The organism is Mesorhizobium sp. CNPSo 4670, assembly GCF_057784235.1.
Window position 1 is genome coordinate 235,500 of the sequence record NZ_JBWJFQ010000010.1, and the last position, 14,384, is coordinate 249,883.

15 protein-coding genes and 1 tRNA gene are annotated in these 14,384 nt (G+C 64.0%); 11 read left to right on the plus strand and 5 right to left on the minus strand.

The features are described 5' to 3' along the window. Positions 1–60: 60 nt before the first annotated feature. The gene (locus tag AC0ZT5_RS18775) at positions 61–720 is read right to left on the minus strand and encodes a TetR/AcrR family transcriptional regulator (protein WP_488497629.1); all 660 of its coding nucleotides are present in this window, start codon (positions 718–720) and stop codon (positions 61–63) included. A 110-nt stretch (positions 721–830) separates the two neighbouring features. Here AC0ZT5_RS18775 and AC0ZT5_RS18780 point away from each other — a divergent pair, with 110 nt between their 5' ends. The 3 genes from AC0ZT5_RS18780 to AC0ZT5_RS18790 are packed head-to-tail and all read left to right on the plus strand — an operon-like array spanning position 831 to position 3,318. Beyond that, positions 831–2,027 carry a Tm-1-like ATP-binding domain-containing protein gene (locus tag AC0ZT5_RS18780; RefSeq protein WP_488497630.1) on the plus strand — a complete coding sequence of 399 codons (1,197 nt, stop codon included), beginning with the start codon at positions 831–833 and terminating at the stop codon, positions 2,025–2,027. A 10-nt stretch (positions 2,028–2,037) separates the two neighbouring features. Further along, positions 2,038–2,892, plus strand: a complete 855-nt coding sequence (locus AC0ZT5_RS18785; protein ID WP_488497631.1) for a phosphoenolpyruvate hydrolase family protein — start codon at positions 2,038–2,040, stop codon at positions 2,890–2,892. A 6-nt stretch (positions 2,893–2,898) separates the two neighbouring features. Further along, the gene (locus AC0ZT5_RS18790) at positions 2,899–3,318 is read left to right on the plus strand and encodes a cupin domain-containing protein (RefSeq protein ID WP_481828387.1); all 420 of its coding nucleotides are present in this window, start codon (positions 2,899–2,901) and stop codon (positions 3,316–3,318) included. A gap of 29 nt (positions 3,319–3,347) precedes the next feature. Here the strand turns inward: AC0ZT5_RS18790 and AC0ZT5_RS18795 are convergent, their stop codons facing one another. Beyond that, positions 3,348–4,538 carry a M24 family metallopeptidase gene (locus AC0ZT5_RS18795; RefSeq protein WP_488497632.1) on the minus strand — a complete coding sequence of 397 codons (1,191 nt, stop codon included), beginning with the start codon at positions 4,536–4,538 and terminating at the stop codon, positions 3,348–3,350. Between the two features lie 370 nt (positions 4,539–4,908). Here AC0ZT5_RS18795 and AC0ZT5_RS18800 point away from each other — a divergent pair, with 370 nt between their 5' ends. From AC0ZT5_RS18800 to AC0ZT5_RS18830, 7 genes are all read left to right on the plus strand, one after another. After that, positions 4,909–6,519 carry an ABC transporter substrate-binding protein gene (locus tag AC0ZT5_RS18800; protein WP_488497633.1) on the plus strand — a complete coding sequence of 537 codons (1,611 nt, stop codon included), beginning with the start codon at positions 4,909–4,911 and terminating at the stop codon, positions 6,517–6,519. A gap of 183 nt (positions 6,520–6,702) precedes the next feature. Then, complete coding sequence (locus AC0ZT5_RS18805) at positions 6,703–7,689, plus strand: ABC transporter permease (RefSeq protein WP_488497634.1); 987 nt, start codon at positions 6,703–6,705, stop codon at positions 7,687–7,689. Then, positions 7,686–8,516, plus strand: a complete 831-nt coding sequence (locus AC0ZT5_RS18810) for an ABC transporter permease (RefSeq protein WP_488497635.1) — start codon at positions 7,686–7,688, stop codon at positions 8,514–8,516. Before AC0ZT5_RS18805 ends, AC0ZT5_RS18810 begins: the two co-directional genes overlap by 4 nt. Then, entirely contained in the window at positions 8,513–9,328 is an 816-nt protein-coding gene (locus AC0ZT5_RS18815) for an ABC transporter ATP-binding protein (protein WP_488497636.1), read from the plus strand. The genes AC0ZT5_RS18810 and AC0ZT5_RS18815 overlap by 4 nt, the downstream gene beginning before the upstream one ends. Beyond that, entirely contained in the window at positions 9,325–10,101 is a 777-nt protein-coding gene (locus AC0ZT5_RS18820) for an ATP-binding cassette domain-containing protein (protein ID WP_488497637.1), read from the plus strand. Before AC0ZT5_RS18815 ends, AC0ZT5_RS18820 begins: the two co-directional genes overlap by 4 nt. An 85-nt stretch (positions 10,102–10,186) precedes the next feature. After that, complete coding sequence (locus AC0ZT5_RS18825; RefSeq protein WP_488497638.1) at positions 10,187–10,729, plus strand: L-2-amino-thiazoline-4-carboxylic acid hydrolase; 543 nt, start codon at positions 10,187–10,189, stop codon at positions 10,727–10,729. Between the two features lie 115 nt (positions 10,730–10,844). Beyond that, entirely contained in the window at positions 10,845–11,627 is a 783-nt protein-coding gene (locus tag AC0ZT5_RS18830; protein WP_488497639.1) for a hypothetical protein, read from the plus strand. A 12-nt stretch (positions 11,628–11,639) separates the two neighbouring features. On the opposite strand, the gene AC0ZT5_RS18835 is transcribed toward AC0ZT5_RS18830, so the two are convergent. Together AC0ZT5_RS18835 and AC0ZT5_RS18840 are read right to left on the minus strand one after the other, a co-directional pair. Further along, positions 11,640–12,251: an NAD(P)-dependent oxidoreductase gene (locus tag AC0ZT5_RS18835; protein WP_488497640.1), complete on the minus strand. Its 612-nt coding sequence runs from the start codon at positions 12,249–12,251 to the stop codon at positions 11,640–11,642. Positions 12,252–12,291: 40 nt separating this feature from the next. Further along, complete coding sequence (locus AC0ZT5_RS18840) at positions 12,292–12,927, minus strand: DsbA family protein (RefSeq protein WP_488497647.1); 636 nt, start codon at positions 12,925–12,927, stop codon at positions 12,292–12,294. A 140-nt stretch (positions 12,928–13,067) separates the two neighbouring features. Here AC0ZT5_RS18840 and AC0ZT5_RS18845 point away from each other — a divergent pair, with 140 nt between their 5' ends. Further along, the gene (locus AC0ZT5_RS18845; RefSeq protein WP_488497641.1) at positions 13,068–13,985 is read left to right on the plus strand and encodes a LysR family transcriptional regulator; all 918 of its coding nucleotides are present in this window, start codon (positions 13,068–13,070) and stop codon (positions 13,983–13,985) included. Positions 13,986–14,282: 297 nt separating this feature from the next. Here the strand turns inward: AC0ZT5_RS18845 and AC0ZT5_RS18850 are convergent. Then, positions 14,283–14,359 (minus strand) — tRNA-Met (locus tag AC0ZT5_RS18850). Between the last annotated feature and the right edge of the window lie 25 nt (positions 14,360–14,384).

Consider the following 14,384-nt stretch of genomic DNA (forward strand, 5'->3'; position numbering starts at 1 on the left):
CCTGCATCCGCCTTCGTCCAGCCCTCCTCCATGCCCAACTCACGCCGCCACCACCCCTGGTCAGGATGGCGTCCGGAGTCGCGCCTGGCGCACCAGCGCTGAGGCCGCCCACCGGGCGACGGCCAGGGTCTTGCCGCTGTCCAGGCCCCAGATGTCCTTCAGCACAATCAGCAGTTCGACGCCGAAAATCAGCGACAGCGCCTGCGCCAGGCGCTCGAATTCGCGCGGCGGCAGCTCGCCCCTCAGTGGCGCAAGCGCATCCTCCAGCAGGTCCATGCGATGGCCACGGGTGAAGGGTGGCTCGCCGCCCAGCGTGCCTGCCTGCCCGCGCGCCCATTGGTCCAGCGACAATTTCAGCGCTGCCTTGAACGTTGCCTCGAAGGCCTCGATGCGCGGCATCGCGCTGTCTATCAACTCCGCCACGCGGCGTTCGGCATCGGACGAATCGGATCGCCACTCGAGTATCGGGCCTAGCCCTTCGTCGACCACCGCGTGGACCAGGGCTGTCTGGCTCGGGAAATAGCGATAGGCGGTGGCGCGGGAAACTTCTGCCGCTTCGGCAACCTCGCTGACCGACGGCGTGACGCCCGCCTGCATCAGCCTTGTCGCAGTCTCCAGCATCAGCCGTTTCGTGCGTGCGCGCGGTCCACGCTCCAGCGCCTGGCCGCTTCCCCGCTCGGCGTCTTCGCTTGCTGTCGATTGTTGACGTGAGACATTCATATCAATACGATACGCGCGTCTCAAAAATTTGCAATGACCTTCGCATCGTCGAGCGGCCTGGCAATGAGCGGTGGGGCGCGGCATTGCGCCGGCCTGGATTGGGGAACGCAATGAAGCGCATCTATGTGGTGGGCACCGCAGACACCAAGGGCGAGGAACTCGCCTTCCTGGCGGATGCGATAGCCGCCACGGGCGCCATCGTTTCGCGCGTCGATGTCGGGACGCGTGACGCAACCATCGCGGTGGACATCTCGGCGAAGGACGTTGCCGGCCATCACCCCGGCGGTCGTGACGCGGTGCTCGGCGGCAATGACCGTGGCACCGCGGTCGCCGCCATGGGCGTCGCTTTCGCCCGCTTTGTCCAATCGCGAAACGACATTGCTGCCATGATCGGCATTGGCGGTGGTGGCGGCACCTCGATCATCACGTCGGGCATGCGCGCGCTGCCGCTCGGCCTGCCTAAGATCATGGTCTCGACGCTCGCCTCCGGCGACACCGCGCCCTATGTCGATGTCTCCGACATCGTCATGATGCCATCGGTGACCGACATGGCCGGGCTGAACCGGCTTTCCCGTGTCGTCCTGCACAACGCCGCCCAGGCCATATCAGGCATGGCGGCCAGGCCGGCGCCGCCGGCCGACGGCAAACCGTCGATCGGCCTCACCATGTTCGGCGTCACCACGCCTTGCGTGACCGCTATCGCCGACCAGCTGCGCTCGACCTATGACTGCATGGTCTTCCACGCCACCGGCACCGGCGGCCGCAGCATGGAAAAGCTGGCCGACAGCGGCCTGCTGTCCGGGGTCATCGACATCACCACGACCGAGGTCTGCGACCTCCTGTTCGGCGGCGTGCTGCCGGCGACCGAGGATCGTTTCGGCGCGATCGCCCGCACCGGGCTGCCCTATGTCGGCTCGGTCGGCGCGCTGGACATGGTCAACTTCTGGGCGCCTTCGACCATCCCGGAGCACTATCGCGGACGTCTGGTGTACGAGCACAATCCGAACGTCACCCTGATGCGCACCACGGCACAGGAATGCCGCGCGATCGGCGAATGGATCGGCGCCAGGCTCGCCCTCAGCCAGGGGCCGGTGCATTTTCTGATTCCGGAAAAAGGCATCTCGGCGCTCGACATCGAAGGCGGTGCCTTCTTCGATCCAGAGGCCGATGCCGTTCTGTTCGAAGCCATCGAGCGCACCATCCAGCCGAACGACATGCGCCGCGTGACGCGCCTGCCGCTGCACATCAACGACCCCGAGTTCGCCAAGGCCGCGGTTGCGGCCTTTCTCGACATCGCCGGACAGTGAGTTGCAAGACATGCCCGCCATACCGCGCAAGGACATACTGAAGAGGTTTAGGGCAATGATCGAAAAGGGCGTGCCGATCGTCGGCGGCGGCGCCGGCACCGGCCTGTCGGCCAAGGCCGAGGAGGCCGGCGGCATCGACCTCATCATCATCTACAATTCCGGCCGCTACCGCATGGCCGGGCGTGGCTCGGCCGCCGGACTGCTCGCCTACGGCAATGCCAACGAGATCGTCAAGGAGATGGCCTATGAGGTGCTGCCGGTGGTCAAGAAGACGCCGGTGCTGGCCGGGGTCAACGGCACTGACCCGTTCGTCATCATGCCGCTGCTTCTGGCCGAGCTGAAGGCGATGGGCTTTTCCGGCGTGCAGAACTTTCCCACCATCGGTTTGTTCGACGGTCAGATGCGACAAAGTTTCGAGGAGACCGGCATGGGTTTCGGGCTCGAGGTCGAGATGATCGCCGAGGCGAACAAAGTTGATTTCCTGACCACGCCCTATGTGTTCAATCCCGATGAGGCCCGCGCCATGACAAAAGCCGGCGCCGATATTGTCGTCGCCCATATGGGAGTGACGACCGGCGGCTCGATCGGCGCCACTTCGGCCAAGTCGCTCGACGACTGTATTGTCGAGATCGATGCCATCGCCAACGCGGCCCGTTCGGTGCGCAAGGATGTCATCCTGCTTTGCCATGGCGGGCCGATCTCGATGCCGGATGACGCGCGCTATATCCTCGACCGCTGCAAGGGCCTGCACGGCTTCTATGGCGCAAGCTCGATGGAACGGCTGCCGGCGGAAGCCGCGATCGCCAAGCAGACGGCTGATTTCAAGGCCGTCACGCTTCATGACCAGAAGAAAAAGAAGGGATGATGAGAGATGACCGACAAGAGCAAGGTGTTTGTCTACCCCAAGGACGTCAGCGCCTTCGGCTTCGACTGGGGCAGGCTGGCGCTGACCGTGGCGCCCGAGGTGAATGGCGCTACCCGCTTTTCCGGCGGTGTCGTCGACCTGCCCTCCGGCAAGGGCCACACACGCCACAACCATCCAGGCGCCGAGGAAATCATCTTCGTCATCTCGGGCAACGGCGAGCAGATGGTCGAGGACGAGAAGGGCAATCCGGTGGTCGAGAAGGTTGGCCCCGGCTGCACCATCTATGTGCCCGAAAGCCGCTTTCACTCGACGCTTAACACCGGCGACGGGCCGATGCAGCTTTTCGTCGTCTATTCACCGGCCGGGCCGGAACTGGTGCTGCGCGAGCTGCCAGATTTTAGGTTGCTGCCGCCGGGAGACAAATAGCTTTTTTCCGGACAGCACGTGCCATCCGCCTATGAAGCGCCACCCCTGTTCCATCCCCGGCCACGGTCGCCGAACATCACATAGCCGGTGTCGGTCACGGCAAGCGTGTCCTCCAGCTTGATGAAGCCACGCGTCGGGTGAAGCATGGTCGTCTCGACCGACAGCACCATGTTCTTTTCCAGCGGTTTGGCCGCATAGGTGCCTTCATAGGTCACCGGATGGTTGGTCATCAGGAACGGCGCTTCATGCGTGATCAGCCCCATGCCGTGGGCGAAGAAATCCGTATAGGCCGCGACCTTCGAGGCCTTCAGCACGCCCTCGGCATGCGAAATCATATCGCCGCCCAGCGTGCCCGCCCTGACCTTGGAGAACGCCGCCTGCTGCACCGTCTCGACCTCGGCCAGCAGGTCTTCGAGTTCGGCGTCCGGTTCGCCCAGAATGCCCATCCGGCACAGGTCGCCGATATAACCGTGATAGTTGCCGCCGGAATCGATCGACAGCACCTCGCCCTTCTTCCACGCCTGCGGTGAGGCGGCGCGGTTGTGGCTGGGGCCCAGCGTCAGCAGGCAATATTCGAAATGCGCGCCGCGATTGGTCTCTTCGCGCCGCAGCTGCTCGATGATCTCGGTCTTGGTCGTGCCTTCGCCTGCCCAGGCAATGGTCGCCAGCATGGAATCGGTGATCAGTTCAGAAGCGGCGCGCAGCTTCTCCAGCTCTGCATCGGTCTTGATGGCGCGCATGCTCTCCAGCATGGCTGTCGCGTCGATCAGCCTGGCGTCCGGCAATGCCTTGCGGATCAGCGTGTAGGCGTCCGACGGCAGGAAGCCCGGCTCGATGCCGATGCGGGCGCCCGCTTTGCCGATCTTCCGCAGGTGCTCGACGGCAAGATTGGCGGCATCGAGCGTGCCCCAGCAGGCGGCGTGCAGGGTCGGTGTCCAGAACGGGTTGTTCTGGTGCTCGGCGCCTTCCATGCGGTTGCCGATATAGGCGGCATGGTCGGGTCCGCCCTTCTCATAGATGACGACAGGCAAATAGCGGCTGTGGCCGATCGCATCCATGGCGGCGAAGAAGATGAACTTGTAGCCGCCCAGCAGATACTGCGTGTTGTGCTTGGAGGTTGCCAGCAGCACATCGATGCCGGCCTCCTCCATCAGCCGGTCGACCCTTGCCTGGTCGAATGGGATATTGCTGACAGCACTCTTGCCCGGAGCAATGTTCATCTCTCTCTCCCTGATTGCCTGAGATCGCCGGCTATTTGCTCCCGATCCCTTGGCTGTGGATCAAACCTGCACCATTTTGCTCGCTCTGGTCTAGCCAGAAACACGCGAAATGGCCTGCTTCAATCTCAACATCACGTTATGTCAGCGCATCCAACAAAATCTGGTCCTACCAGATCGATCGAATTGAACCGCTTCCTCCAAACTGGTCCAGCGGACGAAAATTTCAAAGCCAAGCGAGGATGCGCCAATTCCGTCTCTGGCGAAACCCTCGGCAAGGCTCATAATCGCCACCGCAAGGATGCTGGCGGGCTCGCCAGCGTTCGAGGGGATGGCGCACCCGGCCGGGTCGCGGAGAGGACGGAGTTCGATCATGTCAGGTTTCACGATTTCCAGACGCCAGATGCTTGCCAGCTCGGCAATGCTGCTGGCCGCCACCGCCATGCCGACATTCGGCTGGGCGCAAAAGCCGAAGAAGGGTGGGCGCCTCGTGCTTGCCGCTGATTCCGAACCGCGCAACCTCAACCCTGCGATCGTCGCCTCCAACGGCGTCTTCTTCATCTCCAGCAAGATCGTCGAAACGCTGGCTGAAGCATCCTTCGACGGCAAGGACGGGCTTGCGCCACGACTGGCCTTGAGCTGGGAAGGCGCTGCCGACGGGCTGTCCGCCACGTTCAAACTGCGCGACGGCGTCAAATGGCATGACGGCAAGCCGTTCACCTCGGCCGATGTCGCCTTCTCGGCGCTGCAGGTCTGGAAGCCGCTGCAGAACCTCGGCCGCACCGTGTTCAAGGATCTCGCCGCTGTCGACACGCCGGACGATCTCACCGCCGTGTTCAAATTCGCCAAGCCGACCCCGTTCCAGCTGATCCGCAACGCGCTGCCGGCACTGAGCAGCGTCGTGCCGAAGCACATCTACGAGGTGGGCAAGATCGAGGACAACCTGGCCAACAACGCGCCCATCGGCACCGGGCCGTTCAAGTTCGGCGAATACAAGGCCGGCCAATATTACCGGCTGACGAAGAACACGGGTTACTGGGGCAAGGACGAGCCCTATCTCGACGAGATCATCTATCAGGTGCTGCCCGACCGCACGTCGGCGGCGAGCGCACTGGAAGCCGAGGAGATCCAACTCGCCGCGTTTTCCGCCGTCCCGCTGGCTGATCTCGACCGCATTTCCAAGGTGCCGGGCCTCAAGGTGATCTCCAAGGGCTATGAGGGGCTGACCTATCAGCTCGTCGTCGAGATCAACCATCGCCGCAAAGAGCTGGCCGACCTCAAGGTGCGCCAGGCGATCGCGCATGCCATCGACAAGGATTTCGTCGTCACGACGGTGTTCCTCGGCTATGCCGCCACCGCCACCGGTCCGGTGCCCAAGAACGATCCGCAATTCTACACCGCCGACGTGCCGACCTATGCCTTCGACGTCACCAAGGCCAACGCGCTGCTCGACGAGGCCGGCTACAAGAAAGGCGCCGACGGCAACCGTTTCTCGCTGAAGCTTTTGCCGGCGCCCTATTTCAACGAGACCAAGCAATTCGGCGACTATCTGCGCCAGGCACTCGCCGCCATCGGCATCGACGCCCAGCTGGTCAACAACGACTCGGCCGCGCACATCAAAGCCGTCTACACCGACCACGCCTTCGACCTGGCCGTCGGCCCGCCCGTATTCCGCGGCGACCCGGCGATCTCGACCACCATCCTGGTGCAGAGCGGCATTCCCGACGGCGTGCCGTTCTCCAACCAGGGCGGCTACAAGAACGATGCGCTCGATGCGCTCATCGCCAAGGCGTCCGAGACGCTCGACACCGCTGCCCGCACCGACCTCTACAAGGAATTCCAGAAACAGGTGGCCGCCGACCTGCCGCTGATCAACGTCGCCGAATGGAGCTTCATCAGCGTCGCCCGCGACACCGTCGGCAACATCGCCAACAACCCGCGCTGGGCGGTGTCGAACTGGGCGGACACTTATCTGGAATCGTGACACAGTCGCGCGGATGAAAGTTAGCGGCGAAACTGTCGTAGATGCACGGACAGACGTCGAGCTCTACGACACGCCCCTCTGTCCTGCCGGACATCTCCCCCTCATGGGGGGAGATTGGCTGGCCGCGCCGCCCAGGCGCGGCACATTTATTAGACGGCTCAGTGCCCTGCCATCGAGGCCGCCATGACCCGCGCCCTCATTCTCCTTCGTCGTCGGTTGGTCGGCAGCATCTTCGTGCTGCTGATCGTCGTTGTCGGCACCTTCATGCTGCTCGAAGCTGCACCCGGCGATGCGGTCGACGCCTACATCGTCTCGACCGGCGGCGACGCCGGCATGATCGAACTCCTGCGTCATCGCTGGGGCCTCGACCAGTCGGAGCTGACGCGGCTGGCCAACTATCTCTGGGCGCTGCTGCATCTCGATCTGGGCCAGTCGGTGACGTTCTCCCGGCCGATCCGCGACGTGATCCTCGAGCGGCTGCCCACCACGCTGCTGTTGATGGTCAGCGCCACCGCGCTCTCCTTTGGGCTGGGCTCGGCACTCGGCATCTGTGCCGGCGCAAGGCCGGGCAGCGTCCGCGACCGCTTTCTGTCGATCGGCTCGCTGGCGCTCTATGCCGTGCCGGGTTTCTGGCTTGGCCTGGTGCTGATCGTCGTCTTTGCCGTCGACCTGCGCTGGTTGCCGATCGGCGGTATCGAGACCCTGGCGTCCGACAAGGCCGGCCTCGACCGCGCCGCCGACATCGCCATCCACCTCGTCCTGCCGGTTTCGGCGCTGGGCTTCATCTATCTGGCACTCTATCTGCGCATGATGCGTGCCGGCATGGCCGAAGTCTGGCGGCAGGATTTTGTGCTTGCCGCCCGCGCCAGGGGGTTGTCGCGCCGCCGCATCGTGCTCGCCCACGTCGCCCGCAACGCACTCTTGCCACTGGTCACCATGCTCGGGCTGCAATCGGCGCAGATGCTTGGCGGCAGCGTCGTCATCGAAAGCGTCTTTTCCGTGCCCGGCCTCGGCCGGCTGGCGCAGGAAGCGGTGGCCGCGCGGGATACCCCGCTACTGCTCGGGATTATTCTCACAAGCGCCGTCCTTGTCATCGTCATTAACCTGCTCGTCGACATCGCCTATGCCTTTCTCGATCCGCGAGTCGGCGCCGGCGAGGCCGGCGCATGAGCTCGCCCCGCCGTTTCCTGCGCAGGCCCGAGGCTGTCGCCGGCGCCATCCTCCTGACGGCGCTGATTGCCATGGCGCTGTCGGCGCCACTGCTGTTCCCCGGCGACCCGCAAGCCATCGCCGGGCCAGCGCTGCTGCCGCCGTTTCAGGACTGGTCACTGCCGTTCGGCACCGACCGGCTTGGCCGTGACGTGCTGGCCGAGCTGTTCCACGGCGCCCGCACCTCGCTCGCCGTCGGGCTCGCGGCAGCGGCGGCAGCGCTCGCCATCGGCTCTGTGGTTGGCACTCTGGCCGGCTTTGCCGGTGGCCTGGTCGACGAGGTGCTGATGCGCATCACCGACGCTTTCCAGACCGTGCCTGGCTTCCTACTGGCGCTGGCCTTCGTCAGCGTCGTCGGGCCGTCGCTCGACATCGTCGTGATTGCCATCGCGCTCGGCACATGGACCGGCCCGGCACGTGTCACCCGCGCGGAAGTCCTCTCCATTCGGGAGCGCGATTACGTTGCCGGTGCCAGGGTCATCGGCATGCATCCGCTGGCGATCGCCTTTCGCGAGGTGCTGCCCAACGCCTTGCCGCCCGTGCTGGCGATGTCCTCGGTGATCGTCGCTGCCGCGATCCTCACCGAGGCAGCCTTGTCCTTCCTTGGCCTGGGCGATCCCAACCGGGTGACCTGGGGCGGCATGATCGCCGAAGGTCGCGCCGTGCTGCGCACCGCACCCTTCCTGTCGATCGTCCCGGGCATCGCACTGATGCTGACGGTACTGGGTGTCTATCTCGCCGGTGAAGGCATCGTCGAAACGACAGTCACAAGAAGGGGCCTGTCGTGACCGCGCTGGCTTCCATCCGCGACATGACGGTGACCTACCGCCGCGACGGCAACGAGGTGGCGGCGCTGAAGACTATCAGCCTCGACATCGTCGCCGGTGAACGCCTCGCTATCCTCGGCGAAAGCGGTTCGGGCAAGAGCACGCTGGCATTGGCGATTGCCGGGCTGTTGCCGCGGTCTTCCCGGATTGAAGGCCGCATTGACTGGCTCTTGCCATCGTCGCCATCCTCTTTTGCCAAGGGACCCCCCGGCGGCCGAGACATCGGCTTCGTCTTCCAGGATCCGTCCGCCAGCCTCGATCCCGTCATGACTGTCGGCAAGCAGATCGCGGAAGTGGCATACACACATCTCGGCCTGACATGGTCGCAGGCGTACGCGAAGGCAAAGAGCTTGCTTGAACGGGTTCGCCTGCCGGACCCGGACTCAGCGCTACGGGCCTTCCCGCATCAGCTCTCTGGCGGCCAGAAGCAGCGCGTGGCGATCGCCGCCGCGATTGCGGCGGGTCCGAAATTGCTGATCGCCGACGAGGCGACCAGCGCGCTCGACACCATCGTGCAGGCCGAGATCGTCGCCTTGATCCGGCGGCTGGTGGCAGAGGACGGCATGACGCTGCTGTTCATCAGCCACGACATCGCGCTGGCAGCCGAGCTTGCCGAACGCATTGCAGTGTTCCGTTATGGTGAACTGCTCGAGCTCGGCCCGACGGCACAGATCGTCGGTGCGCCAACCCAAGCCTATACGCGTACGCTGCTCGATGCCCATATCGGCCTCGACGCCACGCCGCTGCTCAACCGAGCCGGGCTCGACGCGTGAGCTTGCTCACGGTTTCCAACCTCACCAAAAGCTACCGTCGCGGCGGCAAGACCATTGCCGCCGTCGACGATGTCTCCTTTCATATCGACCCCGGCGAAACGCTGGCGCTGGCAGGACCGTCCGGCAGCGGCAAATCGACGATCGCGCGGCTGGTGCTGCGGCTGATCGAACCGGATGCAGGCCGTATCGAATTCGAAGGCAATGATTTCCTGGCTTTGAGTGGTGCAGCACTCAGGGCGCGACGCGCCCGCCTGCAGATGGTGTTCCAGGACCCGCTTGCCGCCTTCAACCCGCGCGCCACGGTGGCGCGTGTGCTCGACGACCCCTTGCGTATCCATGGAATCGCCGCCCGCGCCGAGCGCCCGCGCCGCATCGCCGCCTTGCTGGAGCGCGTTGGGCTGACCGCTGATATCGCCCTGCGCGCCATCCATGAAATCTCCGGCGGCCAGCGGCAGCGCGTCGCCATCGCTCGCGCCATCGCGACAAAGCCGTCGCTGATCGTGCTCGACGAAGCGGTGTCGGCGCTCGATGTCTCGGTGCGTGGGCAGATCCTTGAATTGCTGCTCGATCTGCAACGTCAGGAACGGATCGCCTATCTCTTCATTTCACATGATCTCGGCGTCGTCCGGGCGATCGCCCACCGCATTGTCCTCCTCGACGTCGGCCAGGTTGTCGAGAGCGGCGATGCCCGGACCGTCATCGACGCGCCGCAATCTGCCATCGGCAAAGCTTTGGTGGCGGCCGCGCCAAAATTGAACAGGACCCGAACATGATCCCGAACCGAAGGACCGCGCCGGCGAAAAGCGAAATCCGGTTTTCGGCCCAAGATCATGGTCAAACTACAAACCAGGACCCAACATGACCGACCCCAAAGCCAGAGCCGAAAAGCTGTCGCGCGAACTAGATTCCGCCTTTCGCAACCGCGCCGATCTCTATCGTCTGTTCCTCGAAGAACTGACCGGAGAGCTAGGCGCGGAACGAGCCGAAGCGATCATGATCCGCGCCATCGAACAGCGTGGCAAGGAAGTGGCCGCGGCCGCCTTCGCCAGCTTCGGCGCCAACGATGCGCGCGCGATCGGAGAAGCTTTCCTGGCCATCAGCCCTGACGGCGGCCGCATGTATCCAACCGATGTCGAACGCAGCGAGAACCGCATCGCCTTCAAGGTCAAACGCTGCCCGCTGAAGGACGCCTGGGTCGAGGCCGGGCTCAGTGACGAGAAACTTGCCACGCTCTGCCGCATTGCCGGCGCCTTCGACCGCGGCCTGTTCGAGGCGACGGGCGTGCGTTTCGACAACGTCACCTGGACGCCAGGCCACGGCTCCGGCTGCTGCCACATCGCGCTGACCAACAGGGCCGGCGATCAGGAGGCAGACGATGCTGGACGCGCCTCACCGAACTGAAGGACGTCGGCAACGCCGACGCTGTTCGAAAGAAGCCTGACAAGATGACAGTCGGGCCCTTGCTCTGATCGGGTGCGCGAATCGGCGGACAACGCCTCATTGAGGGGAGACGACAATGCATGTCGTGACATTGCTGAAGGCCGAGATGTTCGACGTCGAGATCGACGGCAAGCCGGCGTCGATCGCGCAGGCCTTGCCGGACTGGAATCCGCATGACCGGTTCGGCCTGGTGATCGACGATGCGCTTGGTGGTATCGGCGCGACCCATCTGCTGCAGATCGCCATCACCTCATTCTACGACGTCAAACCGAGCCGACGCACCGAACTAACCGTCTACCCGGAAATCTATGCCTTCCACATCGGCAAGGGCTTCGGTGCGCGCGCGCCCTACGATTTCTGGCCTGCCCGGCGCGAGGTCATCACCTCGCGCGATCACCGCGAGGTTCTCAACGCCATCAATGATCGCGGCATCACCCGGCTGGCCGTTCCCGATCGCCAGCCGCGCGAGGTCGTGCATCGGCCGAAGGAGGTCGACGCGGCGCTCGACCGCATCGCTTCGGCATTCGTCTACAGCGCGTCGGGCCGCGTAGTGGATCCCGATCTCATCATTTCAGGCAACGACAAACGAACAGAATACAATCCCAACAGCGCCTTGCGGCGTCGCTACACCGACAGCCGGCAGGCTTCGGTTTCGACGGTTGCCAAGCCGGTCAAGGAGGTTGATCCGTCCTACCAGGAATGGCTCCGTAAGCGCGAGCACGACCTGACCAGCGAGGAACGCGCCTTCGTCGAACGCCGCCGCCAAGAGTTGAGAAAGGACGGCGTCGTCAGCGAATCTTATCGGCGTGTCGATGTCCGCGAAGCCTTGATGCGCCTGGCATCGGCCGGGATCGGTTGAGCCTTCGTTCGATCAGTAGCCGACGGTGAAGCGCTGCCTGACGTGGGCCGGCTTTTCGATCTCGTCGACCATGACGATGGCGTAGTCCTCGAACGAAATGCTGCTGCCCTTGTCCGAAGCAAGAAGCGTGTCCTTGCCGAGGCGGAATTGGCCGGTGCGCTCGCCAGGAATGAACATGGCGGACGGCGACAGGAACGTCCAGTCGAGGTCACCGACGGTCTTCAGCCTGTCCAGGAAGTCGGTGCCCTTCTGCGCTTCAGCCTTGTAGATCGCCGGGAATTCCGGCGTATCGACCAGAAGCTTGCCGGGCGCGACTTCGAGACTGCCGGCACCCCCGACAATGAGATAGCGCTTCAGCCCGGAGGCGCGCACGGCAGCGATCAGCGCGTCTGCATCACTGTCCAGAAAATGCACGGCGCTGATCACCACATCATGGCCGCGGATCAGGTTGGCGAGACCTTCCTTGTCGAAGACATCGCCCTTCCTGGCTGTCACGCCCGGCAGCGCCGCGATCCTTTCCGGGTTACGGGCGATGCCGGTGACCGTGTGGCCGCGATCGGAGAGTTCCCTGAGAAGGCGCGAACCGACAGCGCCTGATGCGCCGATGAGAGCGACTTTTGCCATGTCTTTTCCGTTTCCTTGTTGGAGATTGCTGGCGGATGGATCATGCCGCGATGTGGGCGACGAGGTTGTCGAAGCTGCCGAACAATGCATTCGAACCGATGAGCCGGGGCGCGTCGTTGCGCACGACCGCCAGAGCGGGCACGCCATCGGCATGCAGGCGCTGGAACAGCGCGCGGCCACGGCCGACCAGCTCGTGGTGGGCCGTCATCAGCTCTTCCGTCGGCGCCTTCAGCAGGTTGCCGGCGCCCCTCATGCCGGCGGCGGCGAGCACCTGGGCAACGCCGTCGATCGTCACGATATCGCGGCCGTCGACATAGCGCGCCCGCTGGATCGCCTTCAGCGCGAAAAGCCTACGGCAGGGATCTTCCAGTCCGGCAGCACTGATGCCGAGTGTGGCGGCGTGGGAGTCCAGCAAGGTGCCGCGGACATTGAGGACGTTGTGTTGATAGGCCTGCGTGAACTTCTGTCCGGTGAGCCGCTCGATGCGCTGATCGTTCGCCCAGGCGTGGGCGGCAAAACCTTCATCCATCGGACGCGCGCCGGCACCCGAGAACAGGCCGGTCGGCAGCAGCTCGACACGCACGTCGCCGGCCGAGAGCTTGTGCAGCATCGGGGTGGCGCCATAGCACCAGCCGCAGAGCGGATCGAAGAGGTAGGTCACTTCTGAATTGCTCACCATCGCTGCCATCCCGGTGCGGAAAGACCGGCCACCGACCGGTCGAATGTGTTGGCGCATCCATGACAGGCGACAGCCTTGCGATAAACAGCGTCCAATAATACAAACTGTCTGATCCAGTCAGACAAAAGGCTGTCGCGTTGGCCGAACTTCTGAACCTCAATCGTCTTGCCTACTTCACCACGGTGATGGAAACCGGCTCGTTCACCGCAGCGGCTGACCGGCTTGGTGTTGCCAAGGCGGTGGTCAGTCACCAGATCGGCAAGCTCGAGGAGGAACTGGGCGCGACGCTGCTGCAGCGCACCACACGGCGCGTCACGCCGACCGAAGAAGGGCGCCTCTTCTATGATCGCGCGATGATCATCCTTCGCGAGGCTGAGGCGGCCTATGGCGAAATCTCGCAAGGAGCGGTCGAGCCGAGCGGAACGCTGAAGCTGACCGCGCCGCTAGACTACGGCACCAAGATCGTGGCCCCGGTCATGGCCGCCTATTTGAAGGCCTATCCGCATATGCGCGTCGAGGCGATCTTCGACGACGCGGTCAGCAATCTGGTGGACGAGCAGATCGATCTCGGCATCCGCGTCGGCTGGCTCGCCGATTCCTCCAACCAGGCGCGTCGCCTGGGCACGATACGCCAGACCGTGGTGGCGAGCCCCGCCTTCGCGGCAAGCCTGCCGCCCGACGTCAGCCCACGCCAGGCAAGATCGCTGGCCTGGGTCGGCAACGCCCAACTGCGCGGCATCGGCCAATGGCTGTTTACCAGGGATGGTGAAACAGTTTTGACCGAACTCAATCCGATCATCATGTGCGACAAGAGCCCCGCCGCCCATGCCTGCGCGCTCGCCGGCATCGGACTGGGCGTATTTCCCGACTACAGCGTCAGCGACGACATTTCCGAGGGACGGCTGGTGCCGGTGTTTACCGACTGGAGCTTACCCACCGGCGGCATCCATGCCGTCTTTCCGCCGGCCCGGTTCCGGCCCGCCAAGGTGCGCGCCTTCGTCGACTTGCTCGCGGCGGCCGAGAAAAACCGATCGCGCGGCCGCACCATGGCGTGACGCCAATACGGCGATCTGCTGCAGGACGCTGCAACAGGGGGGTAATTTCGGTCGCATAGAAAATGTCAGTGACAACTTACATCAATGGGAGATTCGACGGCATATGCTCCAAAAGCGCAACGCCCGCCGGCTTTTGGCCTGACGGGCGTTTTGTTGATTTGGTTGCTGGAACAGGCTTAGTCTTATTTGTCCTACTGCGTCGACTATGGTTCCTTGCGGGGCGCTGATGAGGGGAGTTCCATGGTCACGGTCGGCCGGACACAAAAACAGCCCGGGCTGGGCCGGGCTGTTTTAATTTGGTTGCGGGGACAGGATTTGAACCTGTGACCTTCAGGTTATGAGCCTGACGAGCTACCGGGCTGCTCCACCCCGCGTCAACTAGAAGTAAGCGCAAGCCTA

Coding starts and splice junctions, on each gene's coding strand:
- AC0ZT5_RS18785 (WP_488497631.1), top strand. CDS start 2,038: ATGCCCGCCATACCGCGCAAGGACATACTGAAGAGGTTTAGGGCAATG.
- AC0ZT5_RS18800 (WP_488497633.1), top strand. CDS start 4,909: ATGTCAGGTTTCACGATTTCCAGACGCCAGATGCTTGCCAGCTCGGCA.
- AC0ZT5_RS18825 (WP_488497638.1), top strand. CDS start 10,187: ATGACCGACCCCAAAGCCAGAGCCGAAAAGCTGTCGCGCGAACTAGAT.
- AC0ZT5_RS18835 (WP_488497640.1), bottom strand. CDS start 12,251: ATGGCAAAAGTCGCTCTCATCGGCGCATCAGGCGCTGTCGGTTCGCGC.
- AC0ZT5_RS18790 (WP_481828387.1), top strand. CDS start 2,899: ATGACCGACAAGAGCAAGGTGTTTGTCTACCCCAAGGACGTCAGCGCC.
- AC0ZT5_RS18810 (WP_488497635.1), top strand. CDS start 7,686: ATGAGCTCGCCCCGCCGTTTCCTGCGCAGGCCCGAGGCTGTCGCCGGC.
- AC0ZT5_RS18795 (WP_488497632.1), bottom strand. CDS start 4,538: ATGAACATTGCTCCGGGCAAGAGTGCTGTCAGCAATATCCCATTCGAC.
- AC0ZT5_RS18805 (WP_488497634.1), top strand. CDS start 6,703: ATGACCCGCGCCCTCATTCTCCTTCGTCGTCGGTTGGTCGGCAGCATC.
- AC0ZT5_RS18775 (WP_488497629.1), bottom strand. CDS start 720: ATGAATGTCTCACGTCAACAATCGACAGCAAGCGAAGACGCCGAGCGG.
- AC0ZT5_RS18830 (WP_488497639.1), top strand. CDS start 10,845: ATGCATGTCGTGACATTGCTGAAGGCCGAGATGTTCGACGTCGAGATC.
- AC0ZT5_RS18780 (WP_488497630.1), top strand. CDS start 831: ATGAAGCGCATCTATGTGGTGGGCACCGCAGACACCAAGGGCGAGGAA.